Source organism: Streptomyces durhamensis (assembly GCF_000725475.1).
Taxonomy (GTDB): Bacteria; Actinomycetota; Actinomycetes; order Streptomycetales; family Streptomycetaceae; genus Streptomyces; species Streptomyces filipinensis.
Genome location: NZ_JNXR01000044.1, coordinates 1 through 17050, shown reverse-complemented (window position 1 = coordinate 17050; position 17050 = coordinate 1). Strand labels below are relative to the sequence as shown.

15 protein-coding genes and 1 pseudogene are annotated in these 17050 nt (G+C 69.0%); 9 read left to right on the top strand and 7 right to left on the bottom strand.

From position 1 onward, the window contains the following. Positions 1 to 86: 86 nt before the first annotated feature. From IO33_RS0139465 to IO33_RS0139445, 5 genes are all read left to right on the top strand, one after another. Positions 87 to 617 (top strand): hypothetical protein, encoded by a 531-nt coding sequence (locus tag IO33_RS0139465; RefSeq protein ID WP_031173933.1) that lies wholly within the window; start codon positions 87 to 89, stop codon positions 615 to 617. 1176 nt (positions 618 to 1793) lie between these two features. After that, a complete protein-coding gene (locus IO33_RS0139455) occupies positions 1794 to 3287 on the top strand; it encodes a fascin domain-containing protein (protein WP_031173932.1) in 1494 nt (497 codons plus the stop codon). 229 nt (positions 3288 to 3516) lie between these two features. Further along, the gene (locus IO33_RS44990; protein ID WP_078964100.1) at positions 3517 to 3777 is read left to right on the top strand and encodes a hypothetical protein; all 261 of its coding nucleotides are present in this window, start codon (positions 3517 to 3519) and stop codon (positions 3775 to 3777) included. Positions 3778 to 3985: 208 nt separating this feature from the next. Continuing rightward, entirely contained in the window at positions 3986 to 4555 is a 570-nt protein-coding gene (locus IO33_RS54330) for a transposase (protein ID WP_209438999.1), read from the top strand. Continuing rightward, a complete protein-coding gene (locus tag IO33_RS0139445; protein ID WP_031173931.1) occupies positions 4495 to 4719 on the top strand; it encodes a hypothetical protein in 225 nt (74 codons plus the stop codon). The genes IO33_RS54330 and IO33_RS0139445 overlap by 61 nt, the downstream gene beginning before the upstream one ends. Positions 4720 to 4802: 83 nt before the next feature. Here the strand turns inward: IO33_RS0139445 and IO33_RS0139440 are convergent, their stop codons facing one another. Next, complete coding sequence (locus tag IO33_RS0139440) at positions 4803 to 5462, bottom strand: MSMEG_1061 family FMN-dependent PPOX-type flavoprotein (RefSeq protein ID WP_031173930.1); 660 nt, start codon at positions 5460 to 5462, stop codon at positions 4803 to 4805. A gap of 1135 nt (positions 5463 to 6597) precedes the next feature. On the opposite strand from IO33_RS0139440, the gene IO33_RS48495 reads away from it, so the two are divergent. Beyond that, positions 6598 to 6792 (top strand): hypothetical protein, encoded by a 195-nt coding sequence (locus IO33_RS48495; RefSeq protein ID WP_245236024.1) that lies wholly within the window; start codon positions 6598 to 6600, stop codon positions 6790 to 6792. Positions 6793 to 7059: 267 nt separating this feature from the next. Here the strand turns inward: IO33_RS48495 and tpg are convergent, their stop codons facing one another. Then, on the bottom strand, positions 7060 to 7614 hold the full coding sequence (tpg, locus tag IO33_RS0139425; protein WP_031173928.1) for a telomere-protecting terminal protein Tpg: 555 nt from the start codon (positions 7612 to 7614) through the stop codon (positions 7060 to 7062). Between the two features lie 3 nt (positions 7615 to 7617). Next, positions 7618 to 9741, bottom strand: coding sequence for a telomere-associated protein Tap (tap, locus tag IO33_RS0139420; protein ID WP_031173927.1), 2124 nt, complete (start codon positions 9739 to 9741; stop codon positions 7618 to 7620). Between the two features lie 1236 nt (positions 9742 to 10977). On the opposite strand from tap, the gene IO33_RS53110 reads away from it, so the two are divergent. Next, positions 10978 to 11145: a hypothetical protein gene (locus IO33_RS53110; RefSeq protein WP_245236023.1), complete on the top strand. Its 168-nt coding sequence runs from the start codon at positions 10978 to 10980 to the stop codon at positions 11143 to 11145. A 300-nt stretch (positions 11146 to 11445) separates the two neighbouring features. Here IO33_RS53110 and IO33_RS0139405 read toward each other — a convergent pair whose 3' ends face one another. The 3 genes from IO33_RS0139405 to IO33_RS0139395 form a co-directional block, all read right to left on the bottom strand. Beyond that, entirely contained in the window at positions 11446 to 11883 is a 438-nt protein-coding gene (locus IO33_RS0139405) for a DUF2267 domain-containing protein (RefSeq protein ID WP_031173926.1), read from the bottom strand. A gap of 55 nt (positions 11884 to 11938) precedes the next feature. Continuing rightward, positions 11939 to 12334, bottom strand: a complete 396-nt coding sequence (locus IO33_RS0139400; protein ID WP_031173925.1) for a DUF2267 domain-containing protein — start codon at positions 12332 to 12334, stop codon at positions 11939 to 11941. A gap of 98 nt (positions 12335 to 12432) precedes the next feature. After that, positions 12433 to 12864, bottom strand: coding sequence for an Hsp20/alpha crystallin family protein (locus IO33_RS0139395; protein ID WP_031173924.1), 432 nt, complete (start codon positions 12862 to 12864; stop codon positions 12433 to 12435). Between the two features lie 127 nt (positions 12865 to 12991). Here IO33_RS0139395 and IO33_RS0139390 point away from each other — a divergent pair, with 127 nt between their 5' ends. Continuing rightward, entirely contained in the window at positions 12992 to 13624 is a 633-nt protein-coding gene (locus IO33_RS0139390) for a hypothetical protein (protein ID WP_031173923.1), read from the top strand. A gap of 1084 nt (positions 13625 to 14708) precedes the next feature. Then, a complete protein-coding gene (locus IO33_RS0139385) occupies positions 14709 to 15944 on the top strand; it encodes a trypsin-like serine peptidase (protein WP_031173922.1) in 1236 nt (411 codons plus the stop codon). An 86-nt stretch (positions 15945 to 16030) separates the two neighbouring features. Here the strand turns inward: IO33_RS0139385 and IO33_RS48475 are convergent. Further along, a pseudogene (locus tag IO33_RS48475) lies at positions 16031 to 16509 on the bottom strand (IS5 family transposase); the annotation flags it as partial. Between the last annotated feature and the right edge of the window lie 541 nt (positions 16510 to 17050).

The window sequence follows — 17050 nt, the reverse complement described above, 5'->3', positions numbered from 1 at the left end:
CGGTTCACCCCGCGGCCCACCGGCTCGAAGCCCCCTGTGGCCGCAAGGCGTGCACGCGTCCTGCATCGGCAAGCGAGCGGTTCGGCATGGCTTCCCCACCGGGGAGTCTCCCCCAGGGGTTCGCCGCCGGTGGAGGCTCGGAGGATCTGACAGCCGGCGTCGAGCACAACTGCTGCCCGGTCGCGCAGACCCGGCGCACGATGAACGACTACTCCCTCAAGCGCAGCCCCGATGTGCAACGCGAGAGCCGCACCGTCGGGGGAGACGCACTGCGCGCCGAGGTGGGCAAGACGCGGGTCCGCCGCAAGAGTCCCGTGATCACCGCCCCCGCTCGTCGCCAAGGCACGCACGGACCGTATCGCGGCGGCCGAGGTGCCGGGCTGATCCCGGACAAGCTGCGGCAGAGGATCAACGCACTGCAGGAGCAGCTCGGCGCCCTGCGTTCCCACATGGACCCGGCCGTGTGGCGGTTGCGCTTCGAACGGCCGCTGGCGCAGCTGGCCGACCTCATCGGGCACTACAACGACGCCGACCGGGAGCAGGCGAGGCAGCAACTCACCGACCGGCAACGGCAGATGGTGGACGACCTCGTGGACGGAAGGCTGGACTTTCGATGATGTCCCGTGACGCTGTGGCCGAAGCCGCCGAGACCGAGAAGACGGCGTAACTGGCGGGCGACAGAGGCGTCCGGGCCAACCGGGCCGTGCGCGCAGGCACTCCCGCCCGCGAGCTGGCTTGCTTCGACGATGACGTGTGGCCTCTGCCCCCTGCCCGTACCGACTCGCACAGCCCGGCGATCAACCTGCTGTGGAGCACCTACCCCGAAGGCGCTGGTCCGGCGGTTCAAGGCGTTCGTCCTCGCGGCCCTGGACTGCCCTCACCCCGTCGTGATGAGCGGGAAACGGACCGACGACCAGGCAGGCTGCGGAACCGTGAAGAGGGGTTCATCCGCCTGTCCCTTGCCGAGCCGGCCGACATGCCGGGACGGGGCCGTTCCAACGCCACCCCTCGGATGCCACCGCGACCATGGAGGCGCTGCTGGACTGGTCGCTGTGGATCGTCGAGGACATCGGTCCGGACATCCGCAACGCCCGGCGGGAATTCCGGGACCTGTCTACCGGAGATCATCCCAGCCAACGCCCCTACGACGGCTTGCCGCCCTCACAGCGGGTGCGGCTGTTCGCCCACGAGGCGGCACGCACCGGGTCTGCGCTTCCGGAGCCCCCCGGGCCACGGGAGCGGTCAGCGCCTACCACCTCGGACGCATGCTGGGGATCAAGCCCTCACGTCGCCGCACCTCCTCGGCGTGAGGACCGCGACATGCGCGGCTGAGCTCGGTGTACCGATCGCCGTCCGGACGAGCAACGATCCGCGCCGGCTGCCCCGGCCAGGGCCGGAGGGGCGTCGGCCCCCGAGAACGGCGGACCCCACAGGCAGATCTCGTGATCCGCTCGACGCGAACCAGGCGGGCCCTGGAGGTCTGTAGCCAGGCTGTGCCGGCCATGGGCGAGGGTTCCTTCCGATCGCGGCGAAGCATGACCGGCCCTGTGGATGGGCCGGGCGCCATGGTGCGACCGGGCCGGGGCGGGTGCGGATCAGGCGATCTGCAGCCGGACGGTGCGGATGTCGGTGAAGCCCTCGTCGGCGAGCTCCTGGGACGTCGTGCGTCTGGCCGTGCTGCCCGAGCAGCTTTGAGACCGGAATTTGATCATCCGGTGCTGTAGTGTCTGCGCTTCGAATCGAACGAACAAGCGGTGTGCGGGGAGTGCGCCGTGAGACCGGGAGGGGCGCCCATGCGTAGACTCGTGGCCGTACTGGCCGTGCTGTTCAGTTTGACCATCTGGATCCAGTGGCAGTGGCCCGCGCCCGCGAGTGCCAGCACGTTGTCCGATCAGCTGGCCAAGTCCGCCGGCCAGAAATGGGCGCTGCTGAACGTCGGGAACGGCAAGTACGTCTCCGCCCCGGACACCGGCTCGGGTGGCGACTACGCCAAGCTCTACGCCAATGCCACGTCGATCACCGCCTCCGAGCGGTTCACGCTGCACACCGACGACAAGGGCACGCAGATCAGCCTGCGCGCAGAGAGCAACGGCCTGTTCGTCAGTGCGGACGCCAACAACAGCCAGAAGCTCCGCGCCCAGGGCGACCACATCGGCTCCTGGGAAGGCTTCACGCTCCAGTACCAGGGCACCGACACGAGCGGCGCCTACTACGCCCTGCACTCGGTGACCGCCGACGCGTACATCGCCGCCGAGCTGGGCACCTACCCCGACTACGAGGTGCTGCGGGCCCGGACCACGACGACCCCCCTCGGCTCCTGGGAGAAGTTCCGGCTGGTGCCCGTCACCGACTCCAGCAGCCACGTGGGCGCCGTGAGCGACGACTACACGCACTGGGGGACTCCCCCGGCCCCGTCGGCCCCCACCTCCACCTCGGTCAAGGCCATGACCTGGAACCTGTGCGGGGACCAGAACTCCAGCTGCGGCAACGACCATTCCACGCCCGACCACATGGCCGACCAGGTCATCGGCCAGCTCAACGACGTCGGCTCCACCTACACCCCCGACGCGCTCTTCTTCGAGGAGTCCTGCGAGAAGTTCACCAAGCCGATCGAGACGGCGCTGGAGAACCGCACCGGCACCGGCTGGGACGTCAGGTTCGCGCCGATCTACTACAACGTCAGCACGGGCGGCGGCGCGGCCGTCCTCGCGCAGAAGGAGTGCGCCGACGCCACCGGGTACGGCGACCGGGGCGCCTACGGCGTCAGCGTCGCGGTGCCGGACGAGAACACCTGGTACCGGGCGCACATCCTGAAGTCCCCGGCCACGGCCAAGGATTCGTCCGGGACCTACCCCGTCGAGCAGCGGGCCGCCCTGTGCGCGGCCATCACCTCCAAGGCCGTGATGTACTGCGGCGCGCACTTCAGCACCGGCGGCACGAACTATGACGACCCCACCTGGACGTACCACGGGTACCAGCGGGACGAGCTGACGACGGACGAGCAGAAGGCCAAGGACAACGGCTACCGCGTGGTGTTCGGCGGCGACCTGAACGTCAACCCGCCGGCCCGGAGCTGGGACGGCTACCACGTCCTGAACCCCGTCTACGACACCTACCGCGAGTGCACCCAACTCCAGGACGCAACCAGCGCCCGCGACGGCCAGAACACCGTCAACAACTCGAAGATCGACTACATCTTCGGCGCCGGCCACACGTCCTGCGCGGTCTCCGCCAACAGCTGGGGCTCAGACCACCACGCCCTGCGTTCGACCACGCTGCTTCCCTGACCGCCGGACCCCGACAGGTTTCTTCCCACAGAACCGGCGCCCGTCATACGACGGGCGCCGGTTCTGTTGCGACGACTGCCGCACCGGCGACCGCTCACCCGCCGGGCTTGCCTGCCTTTGCCTCGGATCCCGTGGTGCAGTTCGCCGCCGGCCGCGACGGCCCCACCGGGTGCCGCCCGCCCTATCGCGCGCCCGACCAGGGCGCGCCACCGAACGCGAACGGAACCCCATGACGCCGCAGCAGACCGAGTACTGGGTCGGCACCTGTCACGGACGCCACGACGGCACCCAGGCAAAGATCACCGCCACCCGCGACGGCACCCGCCCCGAGCCCTACGCCTGGGCGTGCACCTGCAGCTCCTCCCACAAGTTCAGCACGGTGCACGACTGCGACCGCAGCGCCCTACGGCACGCGGCCCCACCCGCTGGTACCGGCTACGGCAGAGGGCCGCACGGCTGTTCCGCACCCGTACCGCCTGCTGAGACCTGACGCCCTGCCCGGCCACCCCGCCTCACCCACTCCCGCGCCCGCCGACGAACCGACGTCGGCGGGCGCAGTGTGACGCTCCCAACCTGCTGGAGGAGAGCACTCGTGCCCATCCCCCGCTCGCGCCGCATCGGCCTGCCCCGTCCACAGCGTCCCGGACCCGCTACCCGCAGCGTCCCACCCGGCTGCCCTCCGCCTTGAACAAGAGGAGGTGTGCGAGGCGTTCGCCGACATCTGCCGTTCGGTGTGGAACACAGCCCTGGAGCAGCGCCGCGAATACGAGCGCCGCGGGGCGTGGATGAACTACACGCCCCAGTGCGCCGGGCTGGCCGACGCCAAGCGTGACCACCCGTGGTTGAAGGCGGCACCGTCGCATGCATTGCAGCAGACACTCAAGGACCTGGACCGGGCCTGCCGGGATCACGGCACGTTCAAGGTGCGGTGGCGGTCCAAGGCACATTGGTCGCCACCGGCCCGGTTCCCCGACACCCAGCAGATCAGGGTAGAGCGGCTTGGACGCAAGTGGGGCCGGATCAAGCTGCCCAAGCTGGGCTGGGTCCGCTTCCGCTGGTCCCACCCACTCGGCGGAGATCGGTTCAGCGACGGTGTCCCAAAAGGGCGGCCGGTGGCTTGTGTCGTTCCTTGTGGACGACCCCAGGCCGCCACTCCTGAGCCGCACGCCATGCCCGGTGCCGCTGTGGGCATCGACCGGGGACGATCGTGCGCAATCGGCTCTGGAGCCTGCGCCAGCACGGCACGCGCACCCACGCCGTCAACCTGAGCGACTTCCACCCGGACCGCATCGCCCTCCAGCGCCCGGCCGAGTTCATCAAGGAGGACGTGCTCCAGCTCGCCCAGGGTGAGCCGCACTTCGTCACCGCGGAGCCCTACGCCGGCGGCACGGGCACCCGCTTCCTGGTCCAGCCTCATCTGGGCCGGACCTGACCCGCGCGCGCTCGAACCGCCCTGCTGCTCGCGGCCTCCGAATCCCCCGACGGCCACCGCAGCCGCCGTCGCTGGTTCGCCCGTTACTCGTATCGGTACTTCAGCGAATCCGCCTCCGCCTGCTCGATGTCAGCGATCGTCAGCTCCGGCATCCGCAGCTGGGCCAGCGTCACCTCGGCCGAGGTCGGCTGGGCGTCTGCCGACAGCCACTGCTCCGGCTTCCAGGCCCCGCTGCGCAGAAGCGACTTGGGGCAGTGCGGGTAGACCTCCTCGATCCCCAGCACCAGCGCACTGGCCGGCGGCTTGCCCACGGCGGTCAGCTGCGACAGCAGCTCAGGGCGAGTGGAGACGCAGGCCCGGCCGTTCACCCTGAGCGTCGTGGTGCGCCCTGGGATGACGAACAGCAGCCCAGCCCGTCCGGTGGCGACGACGTTCTGGAGAGTGTCCAGACGCTTGTTGCCGGTCGCGTCCGGTATCGCCACCGTCCGTGCATCCAGGACGGCGACGAACCCGGCGGGGCCGCCGCGGGGGGAAACGTCACAGTTGCCGTCGGCGTCCGCGCTGGCGACCAGGACAAGCGAAGAGCAGCCGATCAACCGCCGAGTCTGCTCGGTGAGTTCGGTCATCTGCTTGCGGATGGCCGTATCCTTGGGAAGTTCGTAAACCCGGCGCAACGCCTCCTGATCGGACACGGCGTCGAGGCTGAGCGAGTCGAAGGCACTGCTGGCAAGAGATGTTGTCATGCCACTGACCCTAATGGGCCGACCTGCGGCTGACCTTGGTCAGTGAGTGCGGGGACACAGAGACGGCCGCGCCTGCTGATCCACCACGCAGCCGAACCCGCATGCCCACACGCCACGGGATCCGTCGCGGGTCAGCCCGTTAGGGGCCGGGTGGCTCATAGGCTGTCCTGCGGATCTTGACGGTCACACTCCGATGAAGTTCAGAAGACGGTCCACGGCATGGCCGACGGCCGCAAGGCATGCGTTCATCACTGCCTGACCTACACGGCCACGCCGGCGATCGTCGCCGAACCTGGCGCCCGTGCGCTCGGCATCCGGGTTCACCCGGCCGCCGCAGCTACGCTCGCGGTGTCCCTTCGGCAGCCATTGCGCCGCGGACCGACGGGTTCCGGGCAAGGCTGGAGAGGATTGTCCCCAAGGCCGGCCAAGGGTACGGCTCGCCGCGTCGGCGACCCGGGCGGGTCGACGCCTGGGCGTGCGTGCAGCGGCTTCTAGTCGACCTCCTGTACGGCAGCGTTCCTCGTGACGGCACGGACCCGGGCTCGGCACTGTCGGACCTGCTGCTCAGACTCGACCAGTCGACGCCGCGCCAGGCCGCCGCTCGCCTCACCGGCTACGCCAGGGTGACCTTCGGGCTACAGGTACCCGTCAACTTGAACGGGCGTCACGGGACCGCATCCGCCCTCGTGGCCAGCCCCCTATGCGTCGAGAGCACATACGGCTGAGACCCAGGCCCCCGCCGTCTGCAGCATCCCTCCCGGATAGCACGCAGGACGAAGGCCCGAGCCACATTTTCGGTGGCCGCGCCCCGGCGCCGTCTCATGCGGCCTGCGAAAGTCCCAACGGTCGAAGCAGTCTGGTGGTGTGTACGAAGGATGCAAGGACGGACCGAGGACAGCAGCCCTTAGCTTCGATCTTGCACAACGACCCCTCAACGAGCCGTCATGCATCATCGAGGTCAGAGCGCCGGTTACGGCACTGGCCAACATTACCCAAGGCCTGGCCAGAGGGTAGGACGCGGGTCAGCATGTCAAAAGCGGCCCGACAGCCTCCCGTGTAGACCGGTACTGAAAGGGCCGCTTCGCAGTGCATACAGGTCCTTCGGGGGGCCGGAGAAATCAGGGGGAAACACACTATGACCCGAGCGGTCAAAATTCTCACCGCGCTCGCCATGGCCGGGGCATCCATCCTGTGCGTGACCTCGCAGGCGTCCGCCGACCCGAACCCGAAAAACCACGGCTCCGAGCCGATGACAATCCAACTACGTCGGAAATATGGGCGACGTCTGGTACCGCACCGCCCAGGTAACCGTGAACGGCTCGACGGTTGACACAGATCAGTGGATATGGACCTTCGCGCCGTACATGGACGGCGCATACAGGTTCCACTGGACGTCCATGCCCCATTGCTGAAGCAGCCGTAGACAAACAGCGACCCACGCACCGTTCCCGGTGCGTGGGGCCCCTCACATGTTCTTCACCCGGCTTCCGCCGGGCGTGCGAATTTCCGGCAAACGTCGTCGCTCAGCGCGCGACGCAGTGAGAATCCACCAGTACGATTCAACAGTAACTGATGCCGGCCATAAAGGGCTCCGGGATTAATATTCGAGATCCAGGTAGTCGATGTCGTTGATTTCCACCTGCGACAGTCCCATAGCGCGACCGCCGCCGTCCTGGAAATAGACCTCCTTGAACCCTTCGGCGATGATTCCAGCCAGCTGCTGGTCGCTGGCCCCTGCCTCGCGGGCGCCGAAGAGGCGCTGAGCGTACTCCGGAGGGAGGTGCACGGTAAGCCGCCGGAACCTGCCGTCATCGGTCGTGCCGACCGGCGCGGTGTAACCGAACCGGGCCCGGGTCTCCACCGTGATCCCGCCTGTGGTGGCGGCCTGGCGCTGCCGGCGCTTGCGCACCAGCGGCTGCCACCGCTGCCGTACGGCTTCGTCGATCTTCGCGGCGACGTCGGCGCGGGGGTGCTTGCGGGCACCGCGCCGGTAGCGGTTCACGGAGTCGGCGGTGACGCCGATTTCCTGGGCGACGGCCTTCGCACTGCCCAACTGCTTGAGCAGGTATCCGATCTGGCTTTTCAATGTCTTCGGCGGCTCCTTGGTGAACGCCTCCCGGTCGGCCCGCTCGATCGCGTCATGGATCTCCACGGCCTACTCCCCTTCGTCCATGACGGCGTCGCCACCCTTGATGTGGCGGGCCGGGTTGAGGCCTTTCTCCATCAGGTCGACGGCCCACAGCATCGACTGGACTCCCTCCAGCTTCGCCAAGCCCGGCGTCGGCCCGAGGCGGAACCCGCCCGGCTGCGGCTTGCCGGACGCCGCGTATGGCAGGAAGTCCAGTGGCGAGTCGCCCGGCGAGGGGTAGACAACGCAGTCGGACAGCACGGCGAGCGGGAACAGCCCGGTCAGCCTGGACATGTTCAGCAGCTTGCGGTGCATGTTGACCCGCGCCTTGCTGATGACGGCGGCGCGGATGTCCGGGCGCCAGGTCGGCCGCTCCAAGGCCGGCCACCGCTCCCCCGCCTTGTAGGACCTGCCCTGCGGACGCTCGCGGAGCTTGCCGACGCCGCCCTTCACTGTGGCCTTGATTGCGGAGAGGACGGCGGACAAGGCCGGGTCGACGTGCTTGTGCTGCTCCATCGCGGCGAGGAACCGCCGGTGGTCCAGGTCCCGGGTGACACCGAGGTCGGCGAGGGTGTCGACGTACGCGTTCTTGAGCCGGTCGTGCCACGGGTCCAGGTACGCGCCGGTCTCGCGGCGCAGGTATGCCTCGATCGGATGCACGTCGTAGCCGAGCTCCTGGGCGTAGGCCACGGTGTGCGTCTGATACCAGGCCGGGCCCGTCGGCCGGGTGCCGTCCGGCGTGAACGGTGAGGGCAGGCGCGGGTCCAGCTCGATGTGGCTCAGGTCGACCAGCCAGGACCCGGGGATCTTCGGGTTGAACTTCGGGGCGTGGAAGTGGTCCGGCGCGCTGAGGCCCACGACCAGGCGGGCCGCGGCAGCGAGAAACGCGGTGTTGAGGTCCAGGCCGACCGCGAACGGCAGCATGCACTCCTCATCGCTGAGCGAGTCCACCGACCGCACCCACTGGTACGCCTCCTCGTTCAGGAATCCGCCGGTCCAGCCGGAGTTCACCACCACGGGGTGCTCCGGGGTGGCCTCCGGCGGCGCCGGGTCCATCGGCTCCGTCCCCAGCGAGCCCGGGTTGTAGCCGGACACCCAGTTGCCGGTCTCCTCGTCGCGTTCCGGCTTCGTCGGCGGGCGCAGTGCCGTCATCAGCTCCAGGCCCGAGACGGCCGTGGAGCCGCGCGGGGTGATGACCCGCTGGGCGTACACCCCGAGGACGCGGGCGATGTCGGCCGGCTCCATATCGGCGACGCCGGGCCACGACCGGGTGTCGAGGGCGTCCCAGGGCAGGATTGCCAGCTGCACACACTGTCGCTCGCGCCCCTGCGCCTTGCGGTAGATCCGCGCCCAGGGGCCGAATCCGCGCTGCGTGAGCTGCCATTTCGCCTTCGCGATCTGCTTGACGACCGGGTGGTCCTCCGCCAGGCGCAGGGAGCGGCGCTGCTCGTGGCCCTCCAGGCGCTCGGGTAGCCCGAGCTTCACGGCGGCCGCTGCAGTGAGCACGATCAGCGGGTCGCTGTCCTTGCCGTAGCGGTTGAGCTTAGGGGCGCCGAGGCCGGACTCGCGCAGCGTCCACTCCACCAGCTTCACCACTGTGGTGGCCGGGCAGTCGAGCACGATGCCGTCGACGCCGTACGCGGAGCCGTCGCCGTCCAGCACGGCGAGCGGGCCGTGCGGGAAGCGCGGATCATCGGCGGGCTTCGCGGCCTTCTGCGCTGCAGGGCGGCGCGGCGCCGCCGGACCCGCGGCCGGATGGGCGGGGCTCTCCGGCACGGCCGGGACGGGGGGAGCCTCCACCGGCACCGCGGTCTCCGTCTCGGGGGCAGCCGAGCCGGTGAACTGCTCCGGCACCTCCGGCAGAGGCGCGGCGACCGCGGCCGGCGGAGCAGGGGCGCCGTGCGCAGGGTACTTCGCTGCCCAGCCCTTGAGGAGTCGCTGGTAGGCCTCCAGACGTGGCGACTTCGGCTCGGAGCGGCCGTTCTCGTAGTTCTTCACGGTCTGGGTCGTGGTCTGGAGCGCGGTGGCGAGGCGGGCCTGAGTGATGCCGGCGGCCTCGCGAAGTCGGGCGCGCTCCGGCGGGGGCGGGAGCTGCGCCTCCTCCTCCAGCAGTGCGTCCACCGACGCGAACAGCTCTTCCTCGGTTGCCATATCCGTCTACCTCCACCCTGGACCCTACCAGCACTCGGCTTGCCATTTAACCCATTCCTTTAACCCGATCAGAGGTATCTCGGACTGACCTTGACGCCTCCTCATCAGGCGGGCAGGGACATGCCGGAGTGGACACAGCGGCGGAATCGGGCAACATGGCGGCATTGCTGTCCGAGCAGGAACACGCCGACATCCTCAGTCGCGCCATCCTCGCGAGGTGGTCGCCCTGGCTACCGCCGAAGCGCTCAGCCGGCTGGGCTTCACCGCCGTTTCCTCACAGAGGAGCGGTACGTGTCGTGGGAGCACCACGACACTTGCGCAAAGAACATGCTGTCCGCCTGGCCGTCATCGAAGCCGAGCAGCTCACCGACCGGATGACCGTCGGACAGTCCGACGGCACCGTGCTGTAGGTCAACGAGCTCACCACGAACGGTCCCTGGTGGCGGCTGCCTGGAGGTGAGCGGGTGGTACGTAGGGGGCGATCACAGCCGTGGATCGCACCCCGAGACTGCCGTGTTCCGCCGCGAACCGGCCCGCACCGACCGGCGGGTGCACATCGAACCGGCCGAGGACCGGCGGTGGCGGTGCAGCGCGACAGCGAACGCCCACTGGCTGTCCGACACCGAACATCGGTGGATCTTCGACGAGCTGATCACCCCGACGGTGCTGGCGGACGTCGTCTCCCGGGACGATCCGCGAGCCGTCGATGCTCTGGGCCGGCCCGGTGCGGGCAAGCTGCTGGCCGAGGCGTCTCCAACGTTGACGGCGCTGGCGCTCGTGCGTTGCGGCACCGATGTCGTCACCCCATGGGTGCCCGGAGCCATTCGAGCTGGCTGCGGACACCACTGCGCAGCCCCTCCTCCTTCGTCACGGGCCGACACGGCATGTGGTTCGTCTCCTCGCGTCAGATCAGCTGGGTCAGAACGGCTGCCATGAGGTGTAGGTGTCGCGGGCGCCGTCGTTCTTGTGGAGACGGGCGCCGCTCCAGGCGGATGACGCCAAGTTGGCGGGCTTCGTAGACGAGGGAGCGCCAGGTGGCCGCGGCGGAGGCGTTGCGGGAGCCGTAGGTGTCCCGGAACGCAACCGTGGCAGCACCACGACCGGGGCCAGGGCTACTGCACGTACACGTTCTTCTGAACAGTGCCCGCACCGCATGGCCTGCGCCCGCTGCGACTTCTACGCCCCAAACACTTCATCAAGGCCCAGGTCCTGGAGGCTAAGGACAACCTCCAACGCATGCAGGCCACCATCCCTCTGATCGATGAAGAAAGGGCAGCCGTCGTCGACGGCCAGGCAGCGCTGGGCCGGCTTATGGAACGCCTCGCGGACATCCCCACCCCTTCCGGTCCCACCGCGCGCGAGCTGCTGCCGATCGTCGAGGCCCGGCGGGATACGGATGCCTGATGACTGCCACAGTCGGCGGTCACATCCTGACGACTGCGGGGCGCGCCAGGTCAGAACTGGAAGCCGTTGCCCGGCGCTTGGCCTTCCCGGTGGGACTGGGCACATCCGTCGCCGTAAAACGCGTGGCCCCTGCCCACGCCAACGAAGGTGTCACATGCATACTGATGTCTCTTGCGGGAGAGGTAAGGAGACATAAGGAGCCGAGACATAAGGAGCCCTACCAGACCTTCTCCATGGAGGGCGCAGGGCGGACGGCAACACCAGCGGTCACGCGCCCGCCCCGAGTACACACGTCGCCGTCTACGCGGCCGGGGTGAGTTCGGCGCGGCCGAACAGCAGGGCGTAGCCGTTTGGAAGCTGTTGGAGGATGCGGGTGATCAGGTCGGGGTCGGCGTAGGCGGCAACGGCGGAGAATACGGAGCCGGTGTCCCAGCGGGTGGTGGCCAGGGAGGAGCCGGTGCGGGCGGCGAGGTCCTTGACGAAGGCCCAGCCGGTCAGTGGCTTGCTGTCGGGGATCTGCGCGGCCAGTACGCGTGCGGCTTCCGGGGGCAGGCAGCGGGCCAGTTCGACGCGTTCGTCGCCGGTCAGCTGGCGCCCCAGTCCGGCAAGAACCAGGCGGACGGCTTCGTCGGCTCTCTCGCGGGAGGGGTAGGCGCCCTCGGATCGGACCTGCTCCAGCATCTGCTCGTATGCCGCCCCGTACGGCTGCCGGGACGGTGCGTGCCGGTCGGAGAACACTGTGGTGGTTGCCTTTCTTGCTGTGGTCGGTGTTCGGCACCGGAGTGCGGGATGGTCAGGTGGGCTGGGGGCGGCCGAAGAGCAGGTCGTAGCCGGCGGGGAGCTGGAGCAGGATCTGGCCCAGCAGGTCCCCGCCGACGGCGTCGGCGACGGTGGACAGCACGGCGCTGACGTCCCAGGCCGCGGTCTGCTCGGTGGCGCCTTCGATCCACGCAGCGGTGGCGCGGACGAACCGCTCCGGGGACAGCGGCTCGGCGCTCTGCAGCGGGTTGAGCAGGATCAGGGCGAACGTCTCGGGCAGGTGCGCCGCCAGCTGGGCGCGGACATCACCGACCAGGTGTGCGCCGAGGAGGGCGAGCACCACACGGGCTGCCCGCTCGGCTTCCTCCGCAGTGTCGTACTCGCCGCGTTCCTTCACGTGGCCGAGGAACGCTTCGCGTCGCAGAGTCATCTCGGCCGCCACCCCTTCTTCATCGGACTGCCCAGGGGGTGCGGAGAGCAGGATGAGGGGGAGATCAGGGGCCGCCCTCCGCACCCGTCCGGCCGATGTCAGCCGGAGATCTCCTTGCGGCCGGATCCAACGCCGATGGAGATCTTGCGGGGCTTCGCGCGCTCGGCGATCGGGATGCGCAGGGTGAGCACGCCCGCGTCGTAGTCGGCCTGGATGTGCTCGGTGTCGAGGGTGTCGGCGAGCACGATCTGGCGGGAGAAGACACCCAGCGGCCGCTCGGACAGCTCCATCTGCACGTCCTCGGCCTTCGCCACCGGCCGCCGCTCGGCCTTGACGGTGAGCATGTTCCGCTCGACGTCGATGTCGATCGCGTCCGCCGGGACGCCCGGAAGGTCGAAGGCCACGACATACTCGTCGCCCTCGCGGTAGGCGTCCATCGGCATCGCCGACGGGCGGGACCAGGTGCCCGGGCCCATCATCTGCTGCGCCAGCCGGTCCAGCTCACGGAAGGGGTCAGTGCGCATCAACATCGTGAAAACACCTCCAGCAGGTTCAGGCAGTTGCTGCCAATGCGCCTCACTGACTCCGTTGTAACATGTCATCCAATGGATGACAAACACGATGTCGTCTATGTGATGACGACAGAGGGAGGTGCCCGTGACCGCAGCCGACCAGCCGCCCACGACCAGCATGAATGCCCATAGCCCGGTGTCGTTCCTCGCCGCCGCGTCGGCTCTGCACGCCATAGACGACGCCCTGCGCGACGCCCAGCGGGAGTCCCCGGACACCGCGGATGCGCCTGGCCCCGGGCCGGAGCAGGCGCTGGCCTCCCTGATGCTGCTGCGGCAGGTGCGCGAGCGACTCGCCGGATGGGAGACCGGCCTGATCGAAACCGCCCGCGACGCGGGAGCCAGCTGGGCCGACCTCGCCCACCCCCTCGGCGTCGCCAGCCGCCAGGCCGCCGAACGCCGCTACCTGCGCGGCCGTCCCGGCCCCGCCGGAACCACCGGCGAACAACGTGTCCAGGCCACCCGCGAACGCCGCGCCGCCGAACGCACCACCGCCACCTGGGCCCGCCGCAACGCAGCCGACCTGCGCCGCATCGCTGGCCAGATCACCGCCCTCACCGACCTGCCCCCCGCAGCTGGCCTCCCGCTCAGCCAGCTCCACGCGGCCCTTGCCCACGACGACCCCGCCGAGCTCCTCCGCCCCCTCGAGGCCACCCGCCCGCACCTGACCACCACCCACCCCGACCTCGCTGCACAAATCGAGACACTTCCACGGCCCTGAACCCACTTGTTCCGGTTCTCAGTCCGTTCCTGCTCGGGCCCCGGACCCTGGGGGCATACCCCACGATCCACGCTGGCTGTCGCGGCGGCCCGGTGGGCCCGGACGCGCTTGCCGGCCAGGACCTCAGGGTGAGGTCGAGTCCTTCGACCTCACCACGCCAGCCTTCGTCGATCGCGCGTTGACGATGGACCAGTAGGTCAGCCTCCAGCTCGTCGAGCCGAGGCGGCATCTCGGGGTTGATCGACAGCATCGGGCATCGGACGCAGGCGTGCTCGTGCGCGCAGGCGGCAAGGGCGGCCGCACGACGCAGGGCCGGCGGCCGCGAGCTGGACGGCCGTACCTGGGACGACATGCCGCACCGCCAGCTGGTGCTACTTGCGGGCCAGGAGACTTCGTCGGCGGACGTCCTCGGGTGTGTAGAAGCACACCGTGCACCCTTCCGGCAAGGCGGTACAGGCTCACCGGGCCGACGCGGAACGCCAGGCCCTGCCCGTGCACGCATACGGAGGTGGGCGGACCGCGGCGTCCATTACGGGAGTGCTCAGCATCGGTCGCGGGAGCGTCCACGTCGCACCGAATCCCTTCCACCAGGCGCTGCCTACCTCCTACGACCGGCCCTCGGTCAGCTGGCTGGCGCTGTTCTCGATCCGGATCAGCGGCCAGGCTCTTCGCCGCGGCTGTGGGCCGCCAGGAGGAGCCGGTGACGACCGCCAACAAGTCGTTGCGCAGGCTGGTGGAGTGGCTGCGTGGGCAGCCCGCGGGTCAAGGGCGCCCCTCCTGACGCCAGTTGGCGGACGGGACCGGATACCACGCCGCGGCGTGCTGCTTCGGGCGAGAGGGTGCGGCGGTACGGACGTGGCGTACGGCCGTCGACGGGTAACGGCAGGCCGGTCCCTCTCTCCTGCCCCCCGTGACCATGCGACCGGCGCGAGAGGTGACGTCACGTCACGGAACGATTTCGGTCATGTAGCTCTTGTGTACGACTGCCCCCCGAAGATCATTCCGCGTCCGCCCACGTGCATAGTGGGGTGCGCTCCAGCCAGCTGGAGCATGACAAGAATCAGCCACAGGGGGACCACGCTCCATGCCATTCATACGCCGCCACGGCATTGCGACCGCTGCCACCTTGATCGCCGCGGTCATGGTGACCACCACGGCCTGCGCCAGCACGAAGGGCGGGGACGGCAAGGCGTCCGCCTCGTCGTCGGACGGGGCGAGCCAGAACGATCCGGGCGTCGACACCGGACAGGACCGCGGGACGTCCTTCGGCGGCTACAAGCTGCCGGCCGGTGTGCCCACCGACCTCACCGGCCAGGCCCTGCAGAAGTGGAAGGACGGCGGCTGGAAGGACTTCAGCCACTGGAAGTCCAAGGCCGAGGACTTCGCCAACCCGTACATCAAGGACTTCTGGACGCCGGAGCGGGTCGTCAAGGCCGCCTCAAGCATTCCCGGGGTCACCGTGGCGGGCAGCACCAGCACCGGTGGTGGCGGCAGCACGTACATGTACGCGCCCGACGGCGCGGTGAAGCGGAAGTCGGCCACACGGGTCGCGACGACGTACCACCATTACGCGGCGCCCGTCGGCAAGCTGTTCTTCAGCACGCCGCAGGGTGACATGGTGTGTTCCGGCGCGGTGGTCACCGACCCGGCGCACCCGGGCAAGTCCAATCTGGTGTGGACGGCCGGCCACTGCGTGCACGCGGGCAAGGGCGGCGGCTGGTACCGCAACATCGCCTTCGTTCCGTCGTTCGACAACACCGGCCGGTACACCATCCGTCAGGCCGGGCAGCGCATCCGCTCCACCGCCGTCTCGCCCTACGGCATCTGGTGGGCGAACTGGGCCACTACCTCCCAGGCATGGATCAAGGGCGGCGCCCATCAAGGGACGGTGGCCTCGGCGTACGACTACGCCGTGATCCACGTGAAGCCGGAGAAGGGCCACAAGTCCCTCCAAGAGGCGATCGGTTCGGCGCTTCCGGTGTGGTTCAACGCCCCGGCCGCCAACAAGATCAAGAACATGAAGGTGCGCGGCTACCCGGCGGAGTCCCCGTACGACGGCTCGAAGCTCTACGACTGCCGTGGCGCGACCAAGCGCGCGGTGCTCGGTCACAGCTACCCGAGCAAGTACCCGGCGCAGTACATGATCGGCTGCACGATGAACGGCGGTGCCTCGGGTGGTCCCTGGTTCATGACCCACAACGGCCGTACGTACCTGGTCTCCGACAACTCCCTGAGCGACCGCCGGACCTTCGTCACCGGTCCGCGCCTCGGTGCCAACGCCAAGCAGGTCTACCTGGCGACCAGCCGTAAGTTCAGGTAACCCACTCGACGCGGCCCCCGGGGCAGCGGCGAATTCGAGGGGGCGTTGCAACGCTGCTGGTCAGCTGGCTAAGCCCTTTCGTTTGATCACCGGGCAGACCAGAGGAAGATGCCCGCGATGGGGAGTTCGGACAGGTGGATGGTTGCGGTCTTCTCGTAACGGGTCGCCGTTTCTCGCCACTGTTTCAAGCGGTTGATGCAGCGTTCTACCGTGTTCCGCTGTTTGTATGCGTCGCGGTCGAATGCCGGTGGCCCGCCGCCGCGGCTGGCGCGACGAAGCCGGTGACTACGTTGACCGGCCGGCACTGGGATACTGCGCGGATCCCTCGCTTGCGGAGATGAAGGCGAACCGCGCGTGAGAAGTACGCCTTGTCAGTCAGGACCAGGTTTGGCCTGGTGCGGGGCCGCCCTCGTCGACGTGGAACTCGCAGGCGGGCCATCACAGGTGGGAAGGCGGGCGCGTCGCCAGCCTGTCCGGCCGTGAGGTAAATGACCAGAGGCCGACAGCGGGCATCGGACACGAGATGGATCTTTGTGGTCAGTCCGCCGCGGGACCGGCCGATGGCATTGCCGTCGGGCTCGTCGGCCGGGGCCCCTTTGTGCGGGCCCCGGCCGCGTGCTGTTGAGCGCGCACGCAATCGGTGGCGTCACAGGCGATACAAAATCCGTGCCGCGCCCATCGTCAGGCGCCAGCCCTTCGGAGTGGGCTGCGTGGCGCACAACGCTGTCGGGCGGGCCATGTGCGGCAGCATGGGCACCACTTCAGCCTTGTCCCAGCGGATGCCGGTCTCAGCCCGCAGTTCCTGGATCCACCGGACGCTCTCCGGGGACTCCTTGCCGAAGCGGACAGCCAGCGCGGTGGCGTCCTCTGCTTTCGGGCGTGGCCGCGGGGTCGTGTCGGTGCGTCGTGGTCATGGAGCAGACCTGATCTCGATCCACTGCGAACAGACCAAGTCGAGCTCACCAATTGCAATCCAGGCGAGTTGACGTGCTCCCTGGCCTAAAGTCCAGGGATTCCGGCCTGGGTCGTCTGACCCTTCCGGGGGCTTCCTGCTTCACCGCGCTGCGCGGGCAGGTGTGCCCGTCTTACCGGCGCTCCACAAGCGT